The following is a 17,813-nucleotide window of genomic DNA, read 5'->3' on the forward strand; positions in this document are numbered from 1 at the left end:
ACACTCAGGAAATATAAAACACACCTGCAACAAGTGCGCATAAAATAAGCGTGATGAGAATCACCTCAAACCGATAGCGCTGCAACATAACGCCCTCCGGATAAAAAAACGGCGCTGACACCTTGCCGGTTCAGCGCCGGATGACTAACGCGCCCGCCAGGGGCACGGTAGGTTAAGTGGCTTATGCAGCCGGTTTAGCAGCTGGAGCGGCTGCTTCGTGTTTTACTGCTTTTTTATGGTGTTTTTTTGCTGCCTGGGCTTTCTGGGCAACCGGCGCTGCTTCGTCTTTCTTCACGGCTTTTTTGTGGTGCTTTTTAGCAGCCTGCGCTTTCTGCACAGCGGCTTTCTTGTGTTTTTTGTGGTGCACAGTTTTGGCAGCCGGTGCCGCGGTGGTGGTTGCGGTCGCAGCTGGTGCAGCGGTTTTCGCGACAGTGTCAGCAGCGAATGCAGCAGAAGAGAGACCCATAGCAGCGGCAACAACCAGAGCTAATACTTTTTTCATCATCTTACCCTCGAATTGGTTTTTTCATTTAACCCCACTGCGGGGCCGTTGAAAGAACTATATCCCTGAAAATCCGGGGCTTCCGTGAGTGATTGGTATCGGCTTGTAACCTAATGTACAACGCCGGGCAGAAGCCCGGCGTGATGAGTTACAGATAGCGAGAGGTCAGATGGTCGCGGAAGTAGCGGCTGTTAAGATCTTCTCCGGTCGCCTGCTCAATCAGCTGGGCGGTGGTGAAGCGGCTGCCATGCTGCCAGATGTTCTGGCGCAGCCAGTCGAACAGGGCGCTGAAATCCCCGGCGGCGATGGAGGCGTCCAGCCCCGGCAGCGCGTTTTTTGCCGCACTGAACAGCTGAGCGGCGTACATGGCACCCAGGGTGTACGACGGGAAATAGCCAAAGCCGCCGTCGGTCCAGTGGATATCCTGCATACAGCCGTTGCGGTAGTTGTCTTTTGTCGACAGCCCCAGCCACGCCTGCATCTTCTCATCCCACAGCGCCGGGATGTCCTCCACCTCAATATCGCCATTGATCAGCGCCCGCTCGATCTCGTAGCGCAGCACCACGTGCGCCGGATAGCTCACCTCGTCGGCATCCACGCGGATATAGCCGGGCTTCACCCGCTGGTTCCAGGCGACGAAATTCTCTGGGGTGAACGCCGCCTGGCTGCCGAAACGTTCCTGAACCGCCGGTAATAGGTGGTTAAGGAAGGCCTTGCTGCGCCCGAGCTGCATTTCAAAGAACAGGCTCTGGGATTCGTGGATGGCGGTGGAACGCGCCAGGGCGATGGGCTGACCGAGCCAGTTGCGCGGCAGGTTCTGCTCATAGCGCGCGTGGCCGGTTTCGTGGATCACGCCAAACAGGGCGCTCAGCAGTTCGTCTTCGTCGTAACGGGTGGTGATGCGCACGTCTTCCGGCACGCCACCGCAGAACGGATGGGCGCTGACGTCCAGACGGCCCGCGTTAAAGTCGAACCCGAGGGTCTTCATCGCCTCCAGCCCCAGCTCACGCTGGATAGCGGTAGGGAACGGGCCCTGCGGCGGCACGAAGGACTGCTGCGCCTGCTTCTCGACCACCTGCGCCAGCAGATCCGGCAGCCAGGTTTTGAGATCGCCAAACAGATCGTCCAGCCGGGCGCTGGTCATGTCCGGCTCGAAGATATCCAGCAGCGCATCGTACGGGGTGCAGCCTTTCGCCCCGGCACGCAGGCGAGCCTCTTCCCGGCTCAGTTTCACCACCTCTTTCAGGTTGGCGGAAAAACCCTGCCAGTCATTCGCCGGACGCTGGGTACGCCAGGCATGCTCGCATTTACTGCCCGCCAGGGATTTCGCCTCAACCAGTGATTCCGGCAGCAAAGCCGCCTGCTGATAGTGGCGAGCCATCTCCCGCAGGTTGGCCTGTTCAACGTCGTTAAGATCTTCGCTTTCGGCGTTACGCAGCCAGTCGGCTACGTTTTTGTCGGTCAGGATTTGATGCTGCAACACGCTCAGTTCCGCCAGGGCTTCACCCCGGGCGGCGCTACCGCCTGCAGGCATCATGGTGAACATGTCCCAGCTGGCGATGGCGGAGAGATGGGAGAAGCGGGAGAGACGCTGGAAGGTACGGGTGAGTTGCTGATAGTTATTCTTTTTCATTAAGACCTCGTGTCTGCATCAACTGAGAGCTAAAAGTACCATCAGGTCGGGGGAAACACGAGGTCACGTAACAATATTGCAAGCGTGCAGATCGATTTTGTAGGCCTGATAAGCGTAGCGCCATCAGGCATTTGAGCTGTTAACCTTTGAAAACCTCGGTTTGCGATAAATGAATTTACAGTCCGGTGAGAATGTAGTGAAAAAAATCTCATTGCAAACGACGATGAAGGCTCCGTCCCACCAGCAATGCCGCACACAGCATCAGCGCAATAAACCCGCCGACGCCGTTCCAGCCGTACTGGTGCCAGAACACGCCGCCGAGCGTCCCGGCGATGCTGGAGCCCAGATAGTAGCTGAACAGATACAGCGACGATGCCTGGCCTTTCGCGCGGCGGGCGCGCGGGCCGATCCAGCTGCTGGCAACAGAGTGGGCGGCGAAGAAGCCGGCGGAGAAGAGCAGCATCCCGGCGAAAATCAGCCACAAACTGGAGAGCAGCGTCATCAGTACGCCTGCCAGCATTACGCCGGTGGAGACCAGCATCACCGGGCCGCGCCCGAAGCGGGTGGTCATGGCCCCGGCTTTCGGGGAGCTCCAGGTCCCGGTCAGGTAAGCCACCGACAGCAGGCCGACCAGCGCCTGGCTCAGATGCCACGGCGAAAGCATCAACCGGTAGCCGATGTAGTTAAACAGGGTGACAAACGAGCCCATCAGCAGGAATCCGGTGAGAAACAGCAGGGGCAGCCCTTTATCGCGCCAGTGCAGGCGGAAGTTAATCAGCAGCGTTTTTAGCCGCAGCGCGGTAGGGCGGAAATGACGCGATTCCGGCAGGATTTTCCAGAACATCAGCGCCGAAGCCAGCGCAAAAAAGCCGATCGCCGCCAGCGCTATCCGCCAGCTGAAGAAATCGGTAAAGACCCCGCTCAGCAGGCGTCCGCTCATGCCGCCAATGGAGTTACCGCTAATGTAGAGCCCCATGGAGAACGCAACGAAGCTGGGGTGGATCTCCTCGCTGAGGTAGGTCATCCCCACCGCCGCCACGCCGCTAAGCGAGAGCCCGATCAGAGCGCGCATAATCAAAATCCCGTGCCAGCTGGTCATCATCGTCGACAGCAAGGTACAGACCGACGCCAGCAGCAGCGCGGTGACCATCACCGGTTTGCGCCCGATAGCGTCCGAGAGCGGGCCGGTAAACAGCAGGCCGACCGCCAGCATCCCGGTGGAGATCGACAGTGAAATACTGCTGCTGGCCGGGGAGACGCCAAACTCCTGGGACAGCACCGGCAGGATCGGCTGCACGCAGTAGAGCAGGGCGAAGGTGGCAAGGCCGGCGGAGAAGAGCGCCAGGGTGACGCGCATAAACTGCGGGGTGCCGCGTTTGATTCGCTGTGCCGGTAAGGCTTTGTTCGGTAAGAGATCGATATCATTGCTGGGGGCGATATCAGCCGTTGTTGTACGACTCACGTAAGTTCCTTGCTTCAACATCCCCGTGATTTCTGGTGACGGGTATGACCACAGGGATGAGGGTAGGAAATTGTAAATATTCTGTCTAATATATTAATAATCTCAAATGATACGTTAAAAATATGAATATCGAACTGCGTCATCTGCGCTACTTTGTTGCCGTCGCCGAAGAACTGCATTTTGGTCGCGCGGCTCAGCGGCTTAATATTTCGCAACCGCCGCTGAGCCAGCAGATCCAGGCCCTGGAGCAGCAGGTTGGGGCCCGCCTTCTGGCCCGAACTAATCGCAGCGTCGGGCTGACGGCGGCGGGGCGTCAGTTCCTCGCCGACAGCCGCCAGATCCTGAGCATGGTGGACGAGGCTGCTGCCCGGGCAGAACGCCTGCACCAGGGTGAAACCGGCGAGCTGCGCATCGGGTTTACCTCCTCCGCGCCGTTTATTAGCGCTATCTCGCACACCCTGTCGTCGTTTCGCCGCCTGTCGCCGGATGTGCATATCCAGACCCGGGAGATCAATACCCGGGAGCAGATCGTCCCGTTGAACGAAGGTTCGCTCGATCTGGGCCTGATGCGCAATACCCAGTTGCCGGACACCCTGGCGTGGCAACGGGTGCTGCGCGAACCGCTGCTGGCGATGATCCATCGCGACCATCCCCTGGCGGCAAAACCTGAAATCTCCGTCACGGAACTGGCGCAGGAGCCGTTCGTCTTTTTTGACCCCCACGTCGGCACCGGCCTGTACGACGATATCCTGGGATTACTGCGCCGCCATGGGGTGAACCCGGTCATTACCCAGGAAGTGGGCGAGGCGATGACCATCATCGGCCTGGTGGCGGCGGGGCTCGGCGTGTCGATCCTTCCGGCTTCCTTCAGGCGGCTTCAGCTACATGAAATGCGCTGGGTGGCGATTGCCGAAGTGGACGCGGTTTCAGAGATGTGGCTGGTGTGGTCCCGGCATCATGAACTCAGCGCAGCGGCACAACGGTTTAAGGATCTACTGATTAGCGCCTCATCAGGCCGCTGACCGGCAAAAAAAGCGGGTAAAAATGTGCTGTAAATCACAAGGCTAAGTAAAAATTTGACGATTACTGTAGAAGTGCTTCACCATAGCCCACAGTTTATTTCGAAGCGCGAAAATAAGGGAGTACGTGGTGGTTGCTGATAGTCAGCCAGGGCATATAGATCAGATTAAGCAGACCAATGCGGGCGCAGTCTATCGCCTGATTGATCAGCTTGGGCCGGTCTCGCGCATCGATCTTTCCCGTCTTGCGCAACTGGCACCCGCCAGTATTACCAAAATTGTGCGTGAGATGCTCGAAGCGCATCTGGTGCAGGAAACAGAAATTCAGGAGCCGGGCAGCCGTGGCCGTCCGGCCGTCGGGCTGGTGGTGGAAACCGAGGCCTGGCACTACCTCTCATTACGCATCAGCCGCGGTGAAATCTACCTTGCGCTGCGCGACCTCAGCAGCAAGCTGGTGGTGGAGGACAAGCTGCCGCTTGAACTTGTCGCTGCTGAACCGCTGGAAGTACGGATCACAGCCCTTATCGATCGGTTTTTTATTGATCATCAGCAGAAGCTGGAACGTCTCACCGCCATCGCCATTACTATGCCGGGGATCATTGATACCGAAAATGGCATCGTGCACCGCATGCCGTTTTATGAAGACGTTAAAGAGATGCCGCTCGGCGAGGTGCTGAAAAATCACACCGGCGTGCCGGTCTATATTCAGCACGACATCAGCGCCTGGACCATGGCCGAGGCGCTGTTCGGTGCTTCTCGCGGCGCGCGCGACGTCATTCAGGTGGTGATCGACCACAACGTGGGGGCCGGGGTGATCACCGATGGCCGCCTGCTGCACGCGGGCAGCAGCAGCCTGGTGGAGATAGGCCACACTCAGGTCGATCCCTACGGCAAGCGCTGTTACTGCGGTAACCACGGCTGCCTGGAGACCATCGCCAGCGTCGACAGCGTGCTGGAGCTGGCCCAGCTCAGGCTCGGCCAGTCGATGAGTTCGACGCTGCACGGCCAGCCCCTGACGGTGGAGTCGCTTTGCGCGGCCGCGCAGCAGGGCGATCTGCTGGCAAAAGATATCATTACCGGCGTCGGCATTAACGTCGGGCGCATTATCGCCATCATGGTTAACCTCTTTAACCCGCAAAAAATTCTGATTGGCTCGCCCCTGAGCCAGGCATCTGACGTTCTCTTCCCGGCGATCGCCGACTCGATCCGCCAGCAGTCTTTACCGGCCTACAGCAAGCACATCGTGGTGGAAAGCACCCAGTTCACCAATCAGGGCACGATGGCCGGGGCGGCGCTGGTAAAAGATGCGATGTATAACGGCTCACTATTGATCCGTCTGCTGCAGGGTTAACTGTTTTTTTACAGTCTTACCAAAAATTGCGCTATCTCAAACCGGTCAGATAGCGCATGCCTTAGACTTCCTCCACTGAATTATTACCTTCATTTATATTTTCAGAGCATAACGGTGGAGTAAGTGATGCTTAAGCGTTTCTTTGTAACGGGTACTGATACCTCTGTCGGCAAGACGGTGGTGTCCCGCGCCTTGCTGCAGGCCATGATGGCCAGCGGAAGGAGTGTTGCAGGGTACAAACCGGTAGCCAAAGGGAGTAAAGAGACGCCGGAAGGATTGCGCAATAAAGATGCGCTGGTACTGCAAAGTGTCTCCTCTTTAGAACTGCCTTATCACGCGATCAACCCCATTGCCCTCAGCGAAGATGAGAGCAGCGTGGCGCACAGCGGTCTGGTGAATTACACCCTGTTGTCGAACGGGCTTGCCAGCCTGAGCGAGAAGGTCGATCACGTTGTGGTCGAAGGCACCGGCGGCTGGCGCAGCCTGATGAATGATTTGCGTCCGTTATCAGAGTGGGTGGTGCAGGAGCAACTCCCGGTGCTGATGGTGGTGGGCATTCAGGAAGGCTGTATCAACCACGCCCTGCTGACGGCGCAGGCCATCGCCAATGACGGCCTGCCGCTGGTGGGCTGGGTGGCGAACCGTATCAATCCGGGTCTGGCGCACTATGCCGAAATTATTGAGGTGCTTAGCAAAAAGCTGCCCGCTCCGCTGGTGGGTGAACTGCCGTACCTGCCGCGCGCCGAACAGCGCGAGCTAGCGCACTACATCGACCTCTCGGCTTTCGGCAGCGTGCTCTCCGTAGATCGAGTCGTGGCGTAACGTCCGCGACAGCACCGACGCCACCACACAGGCAATCAATAAACCGGGCAACAGGAAGTACTGCCCGGTCATTTCACAGACCATCAGCGCCGACATGATTGGCGCGTGCGTCGTGGCGGCGAGCAGCGTCGCCATTCCTGCAAGTCCCAGCAAAATCGCCGTTTCGGAGCCGGGCAGCCACAGCATAAACAGCTGGGCGAAGAGCATTCCGGTTGCCATGCCGACAAACAGCGTTGGGGTGAATACCCCGCCCGGCGCGCCAGAGCCGCTGCTGGCCAGAACGGCCAGCAGCTTGCAGATGAATACCCCCGCAATCACCGACAGCAGCGGCGGCGCGAGCAGGAACCCCTGCAAAACGCTGTAGCCATTGCCCCAGACCTTAGGCGTCAGCAGCGACAGCAGCCCGACGATGAGCCCACCCATCGCCAACTGCCACGGCGGAGAGAGCTTAAGGCGCAGGAAAAGGGAATGGCTGAAGGTCATGAGCCACATCAGCGCCGGGCCGCAGAGGCCCGCCAGCAATCCCATTCCCACAATCAATGAATAATCCACCGCGGTCAGCGTTTCGCTGAGATGCACCTCGTACAGCGTGTTCGCGCCGGGGCTGAGCAGGCGGGTGGTGAGCAGCGCCACCACGGCGGCAATCACCACCGGGCCGAGCGACGCCAGCATCAGCGTGCCAAACAGGATCTCGGCAATAAACAGGCTGCCGGCTAACGGGGCATGATAGGCGCTGGCCATCCCGGCGGCGGCCCCGCAGGCGATCCACAGCTTCCATTCGGTTTTAGGCGTAAAGCGTTGGGCGAAAAAGGAGGCGGCGAGGGCGGCCAGCAGGATCATCGCCCCTTCCCGGCCAATGGCGCTGCCGCTGGCGACCACCAGCAGCGACGCCAGGGATTTAACCAGGCTTGCGGCGTAGTCAAACTGCCCGTCACCCGTATCAAGCGCTTCCATATAGTCTGTGGGCGCATGCGGACGCTGGGCGGTCATCCGCTGCCATCCCCAGAGCAACAGCCCGGCAGCCAGCCCGCCGAGAGCAGGCGTCAGCGCGCGTCGCCATGGCGAAAGGCCGCTGGCGGCATTGACCAGGCTGCCGCTGTCGTTACTCAGAAACAGCCACTCGAGCAAATACAGGGCATGACGAAACAGGGCCACGGCCAGCGCCGCCAGCACGCCGGTGATGCTGGCAATCAGCAACCGGCGAAACATGGCCCGGATATCGGGGTAAGCATGAAGTCGATGCATGAGTTACGCACAAACAGGGAAGATACAATATTCTGGCGGGAAAACGCGGGGTTAGCAATGTGAAGAGCCGGGCAGTGCCCGGCTCACAGGATTAACCTTCGCTGTGAATATTCAGCGCCCGGCGCGTGCGGCCGGAGCTTAAGTATTCCGCAATATAGTCCTGAGAAATTTCGCCGTTGTAGCGGCCTTCCTCATCGACAATCGGCATCCAGCTGGTGTTGCTCTCATACAAACGCGAAAGTACCACGCGCAGGTTATCCTCGGCTTTACCGGTCATGCGGAACGGATGCAGCAGATCGGCACAGGTGCCGCTGGCATTGCGCGCTTCGCGGCGCTTCACGAAGCCCAGAGGTTTGCCGTTCTCATCCACCACGGTGACGGCGCGAATGTCGTTGTCATCCATAATACCAAACGCCTCGGTCAGCGGCGTGGCCGGGCGCACGGTCAGGGTAGGCTGCTGATCCGTGACGTCGCCTGCGGATACCAGCAGCAGACGCTTCAGGGTACGGTCCTGGCCGACAAACGAGCCGACAAATTCGTTGGCCGGTTTCGCCAGCAGCTCGTCCGGGCTGGCGCACTGGACAATTTTCCCCTGGCGGAAGACGGCGATACGATCGCCCAGCTTTAGCGCTTCGTCGATGTCGTGGCTCACCAGCATCACGGTCTTTTTCAGCTTGCGCTGCATCTCGAGGAACTGGTTCTGGATCACCTCACGGTTAATCGGGTCCACCGCACCGAAAGGCTCATCCATCAGCAGGACCGGAGGATCCGCCGCCAGCGCGCGGATAACGCCGATACGCTGCTGCTGGCCGCCGGACATCTCGCGCGGATAGCGGTTGAGGAACTTATGCGGATCCATCGCCACCATATCCATCAGCTCTTCGGCGCGGGTTTTACACCGGGCTTTGTCCCAGCCCAGCATGCGCGGAACCACGGTGATGTTCTCTTCGATGGTCATGTTCGGGAACAGACCAATCTGCTGGATCACGTAACCGATGTTGCGGCGCAGGGTCACGGTATCCATGTCAGTGGTGTCCTGACCGTTAATCTGGATGGTACCGCTGCTCGGCGTGATGAGCCGGTTAATCATCTTCAGGGTAGTGGTTTTACCGCAGCCGGATGGGCCCAGCAGGACGCACATCTCACCTTCAGGCACGTTCAGGTTGACATTGTCGACGGCCTTGAAAGTCTGGCCGTGCTTCTGTGAAAATTGTTTGGTGAGGTTTTCCAGTTTTATCATTATCGAATCCCCTTTGGAGTCAGTACGATCTGCAGACGGTGCAGTAACCAGTCGAGCACAATCGCTAAAAGACAAATCATCAGCGCGCCCGCAATCAACATACGAATATCGCTTCCGCCAATGCCGTTAAGCAGCAGCAGGCCCAGCCCGCCGGCGCCGATCACGGCGGCAATGGCCATCACGCCGATATTCATCACCACGGCGGTGCGGATGCCGCCAAAAATCACCGGCAGCGCCATTGGAATTTCTACCCAGCGCAGACGCTGCCAGAAGGTCATGCCGATCCCGCGACCCGCTTCGCGCAGGCCGGGCGGCAGGCTGTCCAGCGCGGTATGGGTGTTACGCACAATCGGCAGCAGCGAGTAGAGGAACACCGCCGTAATCGCGGGCAGGGCGCCAATACCCTGACCGATCAGCGAAAAGAGCGGGATCATCAGGCCGAACAGGGCAATCGACGGGATAGTCAGGACGATAGTGGCAATCCCCAGCACCGGCGTTGCCAGCCATTTGTGGCGCACAATCAGAATGCCCAGCGGCACGCCGATAATAATGGCTAAGCCCACGGCCAGCGCCACCAGCCACAGATGTTGCAGCGTCAGGCTTAACAGATAGCCCCAGTTATCAATGATGTAGTGAACGGTTTCCATAGCGCCTCCTTACAGCAGCTGCTTGCTACGCAGGAAATCACGGGCGACCTGCTGCGGTGACTGATGATCGATATCCACTTTCTTATTCAGTTCGGTGATTACGTCGTTATTGAGCTGGGCGGAGAGGGTGTTCAGCGCCTCTTCCAGGCCCGGATTGGCCTCCAGCGTGTCTTTACGCACCACAGGAGTCACCGCGTAGCTCGGGAAGAAGCCTTTATCATCTTCCAGCACCTTCAGATCGAAGCCTTTTACGCGCCCGTCGGTGGTGTAGACAAGGCCCGCATCGACAAAGCCGTCGCGTACCGCGTTATAGACCAGACCGGGATCCATCTGACGGATCTGCGGGCGATCCAGCTCCATCTGATAGGCGGCCTGCAGCGGCTTCATGCCGTCGCTGCGCCCGGAGAATTCGAGATCGAGGCCCAGCATCCAGTTGTTGTCCGGATCGGTTTTGCGCACCTGCTCAATCTTCGCCACCAGCTCCGACATGGTGTTGATGTGCTCCGCTTCGGCACGCTTACGCTGCATGGCAAAGGCGTAGGTGTTGTTCATGTTGGCAGGTTTGAGCCACACCAGGCCGTGCTTCGCGTCCAGGCGTTTCACCGTCTCGTAAGACTCTTCCGGCGACATGCGTTTGTTGATGTGGTTAAAGATGATCAGCGACGTGCCGGTGTACTCCCAGGTCATATCGATCTGCTTGTTGATCATCGCGTTACGGGAGATAACGGTAGCGATGTTGGTCTGCGGTTTAACCTCAAACCCTTTCTTCTGCAGATACTGCACGGTCATGGCCGAAAGAATATGCTGCTCGGTAAAACTTTTGGTCGCCAGGATCAGGGGCGCAGCAAGCGCCTGGCTGGTAAAGAGCGCGGCGGTACAGAGCGCCGCCAGGCCGGTAAACAGTCTCATAGAAGCTCCTTGTTATAATTATCGCGCGATATACGGGCTCATCAGACGGCCCAGCGCCGCCAGCAGCGTATCCAGGATCAGGGCAAACAGGGCGGTCGCCGCCGCGCCCAGGATCAGCGTCGGGAAGTCGTTCAGATAAATGCCGGGGAAAATCAGCTCGCCGTAGCTGCTGGCGCCAATCAGGAAGGCCAGCGGTGCGGTACCCACGTTAATGGCGGTGGCGATGCGGATCCCGGAGAGCATTACCGGCCAGGCGTTTGGCAGTTCCACCTGGCGCAGGCGCTGCCATTTGGTCATCCCGATGCCGTTTGCCGCTTCCAGTAACGACGCCGGAACCGAGCACAGCCCGGCGTAGGTGTTACGCACAATGGGCAGCAGCGAGGCGAGGAACAGGGCGATAATGGCTGGCGTATCGCCGATGCCAATCACCACCATTGCCAGCGCCAGAACCGCCAGCGGAGGCAGGGTGTTGCCGACGTTAAAGATTTGCATCACGTATTCGGCGATACCGCGTGCAGCGGGGCGGCTCAGCAGAATACCGCTGGGAATACCGACCAGCAGGGCGAAGAACATCGATGAGAAGACTAAAATCAGGTGCTGTTGCCCGAGATAGACCAGATCGACCTGGCGCGCTTTAATCGTCTCGAGCCCAATCCCCCAGACGAGGAGGGCGACAACCACGATAATGGCGCCGACAAAAAGCAGCGAACGTTTGAGTAATGGGTGCATTGCGGTGTGTCTCCCTGTGCGCATGCGTTATAGCAACCCTCGGTTGCCTGTTGTTATGCCATGTTTTGGCAGGGGTATTTGAGCTATAGCAAGGGATCGGGAAGGGTTCCAGCGAAGCGGGAAAATTCGTAACCCTATGAAACTTGGGGAAACCCGGAGTTAAGCCTTATGGGGTAAGGCCTGGTCAGGGGGCGGGCAGAATAGTCTTAAAGATGATTTCGTTAAGTGACAACGTCACTTAACGAAAGGGCGGTATCTGTTATTTCCCAAGTGCAGCGCGAACTTTTCGCACCCGCAGCGAGGTACTGATGATGGAGAAGGCGGCCACCAAAACCAGCATGAGCCCCAGGGCCAGCATCGCATGAAAGCCAAACCACCTGAACAGGATTAGCCCGGCAATTCCCCCGCTGATAAACGAGAAAAGGGTGGTGAGATGGGTTTTAAGCTGACTTCTTTGAGCTGCCGTATCTTTCGAGTAATCCCGGCGTAGCATCGCCACCACCACGGAGGCCAGCGAAATACCCGCGTCGGTTAACGTGCCGGTGATGTGGGTGGATCGTACCCGTCCGCCGGAGAGTTGGGTGGAGGTGGAATTATGGATCCCCATCAGGCCGCAGAGAAAAACAATAATTTCACGGTTTGTGGTGAAAGTATGGAAAAACAATTCATACAGGGAGACGCCGGCCAGTAATAATCCTTCTATAAATAAAACCTGACAAAAAATCAGCCGCACATTGTGAATAATGCCCCATAAAACGATTATCCGCGCAATGATTGCGCCCGTCACAAACGACAGAATAATGGTGGCAAAGAAAATAATATCGTTCAGATCCGTTGAAGAGACTTCGCTGGAAAATTGCGAAGTGTTGCCCGTCATATGAGAAGGAAAGAAGCCAAATGCCCCCAGCGCAATGGCGTTCAGCAATCCTGCGGAGGTGGCCAGCCAAAGGGCAAGGCGACGATCCTCCTGATGGGTTCGTTCTTTCTTCAGTTTAATCAGCAAAGAATACCTCCGGTTTGAGCTTTGCCTGAATAATCAGGCTAGCAAAGGCAATTCCCGGGTTGTCCAGGATAGTGCTTAATTATTAAAGCTGCACCGGAGGGTATGGATTTAGTAATTAATTAAAATAACCTTGATAAGAAAGTGATTATTAATCTCCTGAGCTTTCAGCTCACAGCATGCCATTATTGCCGTGGCGTAAAAACGCCGGGCGCTGGTTTAAACGTTCAAACCAGGCCTCAATCGCGGGCACGTCCGGATGCTCAAAAGGCGTCATCTTCCAGCGGTTCACCGACAGCCCCAGCACCACGTCCGCCAGAGTAAAGGTTTCGCCTGCCACCCAACAGCCGGTTTTTTGCAGCTGCCGTTCAAGGATCATAACGCAGTGGTTCCACTCCTTGATCCCCGCCGCAATACGGGCCGGATCGTTATAGTCCGGGTTTTTGCGCCCCAGCGCCGGGAAGACGTAGCGCCAGGCGTTGTTGAATTCCGAGGCCTGCCAGTCCATCCAGCGTTCGACGTTGGCACAGGCCTGCGGTTCTACAGGAAGCAGGTCGTCGCGCCCGGCCTTGCGCGCCAGATAGCGGCAGATGGCGTTGGATTCCCACAGCACGAAATCATTATCGATTATCACCGGCACCATGGCGTTCGGGTTCAGTTTGCGAAATGCCTCGGTTTCCGTAGAGGCAAAGCCGCTGCCGTAATCCTCCTGCTGATAGTCCAGGCCCGCTTCTTCGCAGGTCCTGAGCACTTTACGCACGTTGATGGAGGTGGTTTTGCCAAGAATTCTGAGCATTGTTTTTACGCCTTTGGGTTGAGTGCGGAGCCCCGTCCGGATGAGTGTTAACGACTTTGGAACTATGACTGTCAATGATACTGTGGCATGCAAACATATTAGGGGATTATAAGAATGAAGATTGTTTTTGTGCCCGCATTAATCGTAGTCCTGATTGATAAAGAACAGGAGATGGGGCGGGAATTAACCCGGCAGGACGTTGAATCCATCCGCGATGGCGCCACGGCCATTCGTCTGCCGGACGAGGCTGCCGAGGAGATGATCAGAGAGCGCGGCTACCGCGATATTGATCCAGAGAATGTGTGGGGCGAGTGGCAGGCGTACAAAGCTGGCTGAATGACGCCCGACATGTGAGTTGCATCCATAATCGTTATATAGTCAAATATATAGCGATTAACATGCTTAGAGGGTATCAATGAATCTGTATATGTTTTATATCGGTGGCAACGCCGGTAAATCGAATATTGAAGTGCATGACATTCAGTTTGTCGCCGCCAACCAACCGAAAGATGCCTGGCCTGCGCTACGTGAAGCCTGGTTTGGGGATAGCGATAAAATTCATATCGATGGTTACAGCCGCATCACCTGGGCCGATGGCTATTCCGTCTCGCTTTCCCCTGAGCCATCGCCGTCTGCGCAGAAACTGTTTTTCGTCAACGCGGGTGGTTACAGGCCGGATACCCTTGCCGAGCTGCATGAATTCGATCTCTTTGTCGCCGAAAATGCGCAGGGTGCGAAGAAAAAGGCGATGAAAACGCTGCTCTGTGGCGTCGATCAGCAGCATAAAGACAACCTGAAAGAGGTTGATGATTGCCTGTTGCTTGAGAAGATCGGAGATCTGTTTATTCATCTGACGCCCTGCGAGACAGGTGTCCGCGACCGACCGGAATGGCAGGGCTATCAACCGATAGGGGTGTAAGACCTCAGGGACAGCCGCACATTTCAGGCGGCGTCCTGTTCTGAAGACATTATGCTGTTGTTGACCGCTACTCAGCCTGAGCCTGCAAAACACACTCCTTGCGCGCGGGACATCGCCGGATTAACTATTATCGCCCCGGCAGGACAAATTCAGCCTGGCTGCCAGGCACCAGCGATAACTTCAATTTTTCAATAAACGTGCTGACCCGCAGGGGAAGGTAACGTGTTGTTGGCAGCACCGCCCAGACTGACAACGCCTGAGGGTTGGCATCAACGAAATTAATCTCAACAAGCGTCCCGTTGCGGATCTCTTTCATGACATCCCAGCGGGTCAGCTGCGCAATGCCCAGACCCTGGGTACACAACTCTCTTACCCCTTCGACGTTATCGGAGCTGAAGCGTCCATCAACACCGACCCTGAGGAGTTCGCCATCACGTTCGAACATCCATTGAGGAACGCTGCTGAGCCTGAGGCAATGATGCTTCAGTAAATCATCAACACGATGTGGCATACCAATCGTCTTCAGATACTCGGGTGAGGCGCAGACTATTCGCGGATTGTCAGCAATTTTGCGGGCGATGAGCGTGGAGTCCTTCAAGGGGGCGATACGTATGGCGACATCGAACCCTTTCCCTACAATATCAACCACATCTTCGGTAAATTGCAGGTCGATACGTAACGTTGGATTTTCTGATAACAGTTCTGATATCAGAGGCAAAATATGACGTCGCCCAAATCCCGAAGGGGCGGTTACCCTCAATAATCCGGTCGCGCCTTGAGTTGAAGGCGAAAACAGCGCCCGGGCTCCTGACTCTGCCTCAATAAGCGCCCGGGCATAAGGCAGAAATTCCATACCCTCCTGCGTTAATGAAACAGACCGGGTCGTCCTTTGTAAAAGACGCGTTCCCAGCTCGCTTTCAAGCGAGGCGAGGCGTCTTGAAACGGCCATAGCTGAAATACCCTGTCGTTTCGCCGCCTGGGTCAGACTGTGCGTTTCGGTTATAACCAGAAAGAGGGCAACGTCCTGCAAATTCATAATCACTCCGGTATTTGCATCGTCGAAAATGTCATTAACAGGCTAACAAAAATCACTCGATTATAACGATAATCGTTATACAGCCTTATCATTTTGCCCCGTTTAAGCCTGAATAAACAGTGATTATAGTGTGTTCACGATTTAATTTATCAGGAGCACATCATGAACACATTACCTCTTTTTACGCCGGGCAAAATTGGCACGATTGATTTAAAAAACCGGCTGGTCGTTGCGCCCATGACCCGGGTCACCGCCTCAGAGGACGGTATCGCCAGCGATCGTATGAAGGTTTACTACGAGAGTTTTGCCCGCGGTGGTTTCGGCCTGGTGATATCAGAAGGGATTTATATTGATCAAAAATGGTCCCAGACCTACGCCTTTCAGGCAGGGTTAACCAGCCCGGAACAGATGGCAGGCTGGCGCAACGTTACCGACGCAGTCCACCAGCAGAACGGGCGAATTTTTGCACAAATCCAGCACGCTGGCGCACTCTCCCAGGGAAACTATTTCAGGGAGGGTACTGTGGCACCCAGCGCCGTTCGTCCGGCTGGCAAGCAGATGACGTTTTATCGGGGTGAAGGGGAATACCCTGTGCCACGTGAACTCGCTGAAGACGAAATAGAGGACATTATTGAAAGCTTTGCCGATGCGGCTGCGCACGCCGTTTTCGAAGCAGGCTTTGATGGGGTGGAGATCCATGGTGCCAATGGTTATCTTCTCGATCAGTTCTTCACGGATTATACCAATCAGCGGACCGATCGCTGGGGCGGGGATATCGCTGGCCGCCTTCAACTCAGCCTTGACGTTATTCAGTCTGTCAGACAGCGGGTAGGTCATGATATTCCGGTAGGGATCCGTATCTCGCAGGGGAAAGTAAATGACTTTTTCCATAAATGGGCCAACGGCGAGGACGATGCCCGTGTGGTATTTTCGCTGCTTGCTCAATCGGGTATCGATTACCTGCACCTGACGGAATACGAAGCCTTGCAACCCGCATTTCCTGATAACCCGCTCTCATTGATTGAGCTGGCGCGGAAATATGCTCCCCATCTGACGATTATGGCAAATGGCAGCCTCCACGATGAGACGCGGGCGACAGAGGTGATGGAGAAGGGGGCGGATTTCATTGCGCTTGGCCGTGGCGCCCTGGCAAATCATGACTGGCCTGAACGTGTTGCTGCGGGCGGCACGGTACGCGAATTTGATACCGCGATCCTCGGACCCATCGCCAATATTAAAGATTCCGAACTTTCTCTCTGATGCTTCAGCCCCGAATCATTTTCCGGGGCTTTTCACTAACACACCACAGCGCTCTTTCGCGAAGTCCAGAACGTCAGCACCACCGCGCTCAGCAGTAAAATGCTGCTCATCGCAAAGGTGCTCTGCCAGCCAATATGATCAAAAACCATGCCGCCCGCCGTGGAACCCAGGGCAATCGACAACTGGATCACCGCCACCATCAGCCCACCGCCTGCTTCTGCATCGTCGGGCAGAGTACGGGCGATCCACGACCACCATCCCGTAGGTGCCGCTGTCGCCAGCAGTCCCCAGAGCCCCAAAAGCAGGGCCACGATCCAGAGGCTGTGTCCGGTCAGGACCAGCATTCCGGCGATGGCGGCCATCAAGAGCGGGATTGCCATTAAGGTCTGATAAAAGCGCGCGTTCAGAAAAGTGGCGATAATCAGCGTGCCCACAAAACCGGCGATGCCGATGGTGAGCAGGATCAGCGATAAACCGGAGGCGCTGACGTGGGTGACGGTCTCCAGGAACGGACGCACGTAGGTGAATAATGCAAACTGCCCCATAAAGAACAGGCCGCAGGCGAACAGGCCCACGGAAACCACCGGCTGACGGAACAGGCGCAGTACCGTACCGCGTGACGGCTGATTATTCTCCATCTTCGGCAGGCTGAAGCATTGCCAGATGAAGGCCACAACCGCAACGGGAACCAGACACAGGAAGGCGCCGCGCCAGCCAATGGTAGCCCCGAGATAGCTGCCGAGCGGGGCGGCAACCACCGTCGCCAGGGCGTTACCGCCGTTAAAAATCGCCAGCGCGCGGGAAACCTGATGCGGCGGCACCAGACGCATGGCCGTTGCCGCAGAGAGCGACCAGAAGCCGCCGATGGCAATGCCAATCAGCGCTCGCCCGGCCATATAGACCAGATAGCTAGAGGCGAGGGCGATAACGAGCCCCGACACCGCCATCAGGATCGTCATGCCTAACAGGAGCATTTTACGGTTTATGCTCCCGGCAAGCTGCGGAAGACTCAGGCTGGTCAGAACCGCCAGCGCGCCGGAGATGGCAATGCCCTGGCCTGCCATCCCCTCGGTGACGCCGAGATCTACGGCGATGGGCGTAAGCAGGCTGACCGGCATAAACTCCGAGGCGATCAGCACGAACACGCACAGGGTCATGGCAAAAATACCGCCCCAGTATGCGTGCGGAGTTTTATGATGTGTGGTTTGGCTCAGTGGTGACATATTCAGATTTCATAAAGGCC

General features: G+C 57.0%; 19 protein-coding genes. 6 read left to right on the top strand and 13 right to left on the bottom strand.

The annotated features are described in order from the left end of the window. Positions 1–4: 4 nt before the first annotated feature. The 4 genes from ydgU to ACOYA6_RS05850 all read right to left on the bottom strand — a co-directional run bounded on the left by ydgU (position 5) and on the right by ACOYA6_RS05850 (position 3,597). Positions 5–88 carry a small membrane protein YdgU gene (gene ydgU / locus ACOYA6_RS23095; protein WP_479687073.1) on the bottom strand — a complete coding sequence of 28 codons (84 nt, stop codon included), beginning with the start codon at positions 86–88 and terminating at the stop codon, positions 5–7. Between the two features lie 93 nt (positions 89–181). Continuing rightward, positions 182–502 carry an acid resistance repetitive basic protein Asr gene (asr, locus tag ACOYA6_RS05840; protein WP_422654506.1) on the bottom strand — a complete coding sequence of 107 codons (321 nt, stop codon included), beginning with the start codon at positions 500–502 and terminating at the stop codon, positions 182–184. A gap of 148 nt (positions 503–650) precedes the next feature. Next, on the bottom strand, positions 651–2,135 hold the full coding sequence (locus tag ACOYA6_RS05845; RefSeq protein ID WP_422654219.1) for a carboxypeptidase M32: 1,485 nt from the start codon (positions 2,133–2,135) through the stop codon (positions 651–653). Between the two features lie 208 nt (positions 2,136–2,343). Further along, entirely contained in the window at positions 2,344–3,597 is a 1,254-nt protein-coding gene (locus ACOYA6_RS05850) for an MFS transporter (RefSeq protein ID WP_039029209.1), read from the bottom strand. Positions 3,598–3,719: 122 nt separating this feature from the next. Between ACOYA6_RS05850 and ACOYA6_RS05855 the strand changes: the two genes are divergently transcribed. From ACOYA6_RS05855 to bioD, 3 genes are all read left to right on the top strand, one after another. Then, a complete protein-coding gene (locus ACOYA6_RS05855) occupies positions 3,720–4,619 on the top strand; it encodes a LysR family transcriptional regulator (protein WP_223074148.1) in 900 nt (299 codons plus the stop codon). Positions 4,620–4,746: 127 nt separating this feature from the next. Beyond that, on the top strand, positions 4,747–5,967 hold the full coding sequence (gene mlc, locus ACOYA6_RS05860) for a sugar metabolism global transcriptional regulator Mlc (protein ID WP_039029211.1): 1,221 nt from the start codon (positions 4,747–4,749) through the stop codon (positions 5,965–5,967). A gap of 126 nt (positions 5,968–6,093) precedes the next feature. After that, positions 6,094–6,789, top strand: a complete 696-nt coding sequence (gene bioD, locus ACOYA6_RS05865) for a dethiobiotin synthase (RefSeq protein WP_139564962.1) — start codon at positions 6,094–6,096, stop codon at positions 6,787–6,789. Here the strand turns inward: bioD and clcB are convergent. The 7 genes from clcB to ACOYA6_RS05900 form a co-directional block, all read right to left on the bottom strand. Next, entirely contained in the window at positions 6,724–8,034 is a 1,311-nt protein-coding gene (clcB, locus tag ACOYA6_RS05870) for a voltage-gated ClC-type chloride channel ClcB (protein ID WP_422654220.1), read from the bottom strand. The genes bioD and clcB overlap by 66 nt on opposite strands. A 91-nt stretch (positions 8,035–8,125) precedes the next feature. Then, positions 8,126–9,274: an osmoprotectant ABC transporter ATP-binding protein OsmV gene (gene osmV, locus ACOYA6_RS05875; RefSeq protein ID WP_422654221.1), complete on the bottom strand. Its 1,149-nt coding sequence runs from the start codon at positions 9,272–9,274 to the stop codon at positions 8,126–8,128. After that, the gene (gene osmW, locus ACOYA6_RS05880; protein WP_039029215.1) at positions 9,274–9,921 is read right to left on the bottom strand and encodes an osmoprotectant ABC transporter permease OsmW; all 648 of its coding nucleotides are present in this window, start codon (positions 9,919–9,921) and stop codon (positions 9,274–9,276) included. Before osmW ends, osmV begins: the two co-directional genes overlap by 1 nt. 9 nt (positions 9,922–9,930) lie before the next feature. After that, positions 9,931–10,830 (bottom strand): osmoprotectant ABC transporter substrate-binding protein OsmX, encoded by a 900-nt coding sequence (gene osmX, locus ACOYA6_RS05885; RefSeq protein ID WP_039029216.1) that lies wholly within the window; start codon positions 10,828–10,830, stop codon positions 9,931–9,933. A gap of 18 nt (positions 10,831–10,848) precedes the next feature. Then, positions 10,849–11,559 (bottom strand): osmoprotectant ABC transporter permease OsmY, encoded by a 711-nt coding sequence (gene osmY / locus ACOYA6_RS05890; RefSeq protein WP_422654222.1) that lies wholly within the window; start codon positions 11,557–11,559, stop codon positions 10,849–10,851. 259 nt (positions 11,560–11,818) lie between these two features. Beyond that, a complete protein-coding gene (locus ACOYA6_RS05895) occupies positions 11,819–12,562 on the bottom strand; it encodes a YoaK family protein (RefSeq protein ID WP_422654223.1) in 744 nt (247 codons plus the stop codon). 169 nt (positions 12,563–12,731) lie between these two features. After that, entirely contained in the window at positions 12,732–13,355 is a 624-nt protein-coding gene (locus ACOYA6_RS05900) for a glutathione S-transferase family protein (RefSeq protein WP_422654224.1), read from the bottom strand. Between the two features lie 114 nt (positions 13,356–13,469). Between ACOYA6_RS05900 and ACOYA6_RS05905 the strand changes: the two genes are divergently transcribed. Both ACOYA6_RS05905 and ACOYA6_RS05910 read left to right on the top strand, forming a co-directional pair. Continuing rightward, positions 13,470–13,691, top strand: a complete 222-nt coding sequence (locus ACOYA6_RS05905) for a hypothetical protein (RefSeq protein ID WP_039029220.1) — start codon at positions 13,470–13,472, stop codon at positions 13,689–13,691. Between the two features lie 79 nt (positions 13,692–13,770). Then, complete coding sequence (locus ACOYA6_RS05910; RefSeq protein ID WP_039029221.1) at positions 13,771–14,274, top strand: DUF1543 domain-containing protein; 504 nt, start codon at positions 13,771–13,773, stop codon at positions 14,272–14,274. Positions 14,275–14,401: 127 nt separating this feature from the next. On the opposite strand, the gene ACOYA6_RS05915 is transcribed toward ACOYA6_RS05910, so the two are convergent. Then, complete coding sequence (locus ACOYA6_RS05915) at positions 14,402–15,310, bottom strand: LysR family transcriptional regulator (protein ID WP_422654225.1); 909 nt, start codon at positions 15,308–15,310, stop codon at positions 14,402–14,404. A 162-nt stretch (positions 15,311–15,472) separates the two neighbouring features. On the opposite strand from ACOYA6_RS05915, the gene ACOYA6_RS05920 reads away from it, so the two are divergent. Continuing rightward, positions 15,473–16,570, top strand: a complete 1,098-nt coding sequence (locus tag ACOYA6_RS05920) for an NADH:flavin oxidoreductase (RefSeq protein WP_422654226.1) — start codon at positions 15,473–15,475, stop codon at positions 16,568–16,570. A 35-nt stretch (positions 16,571–16,605) separates the two neighbouring features. Here the strand turns inward: ACOYA6_RS05920 and ACOYA6_RS05925 are convergent, their stop codons facing one another. Then, entirely contained in the window at positions 16,606–17,793 is a 1,188-nt protein-coding gene (locus tag ACOYA6_RS05925; protein WP_422654227.1) for an MFS transporter, read from the bottom strand. Positions 17,794–17,813: the final 20 nt, after the last annotated feature.

It is taken from the genome of Leclercia barmai, assembly GCF_049312895.1.
Classification (GTDB): domain Bacteria; phylum Pseudomonadota; class Gammaproteobacteria; order Enterobacterales; family Enterobacteriaceae; genus Enterobacter; species Enterobacter barmai.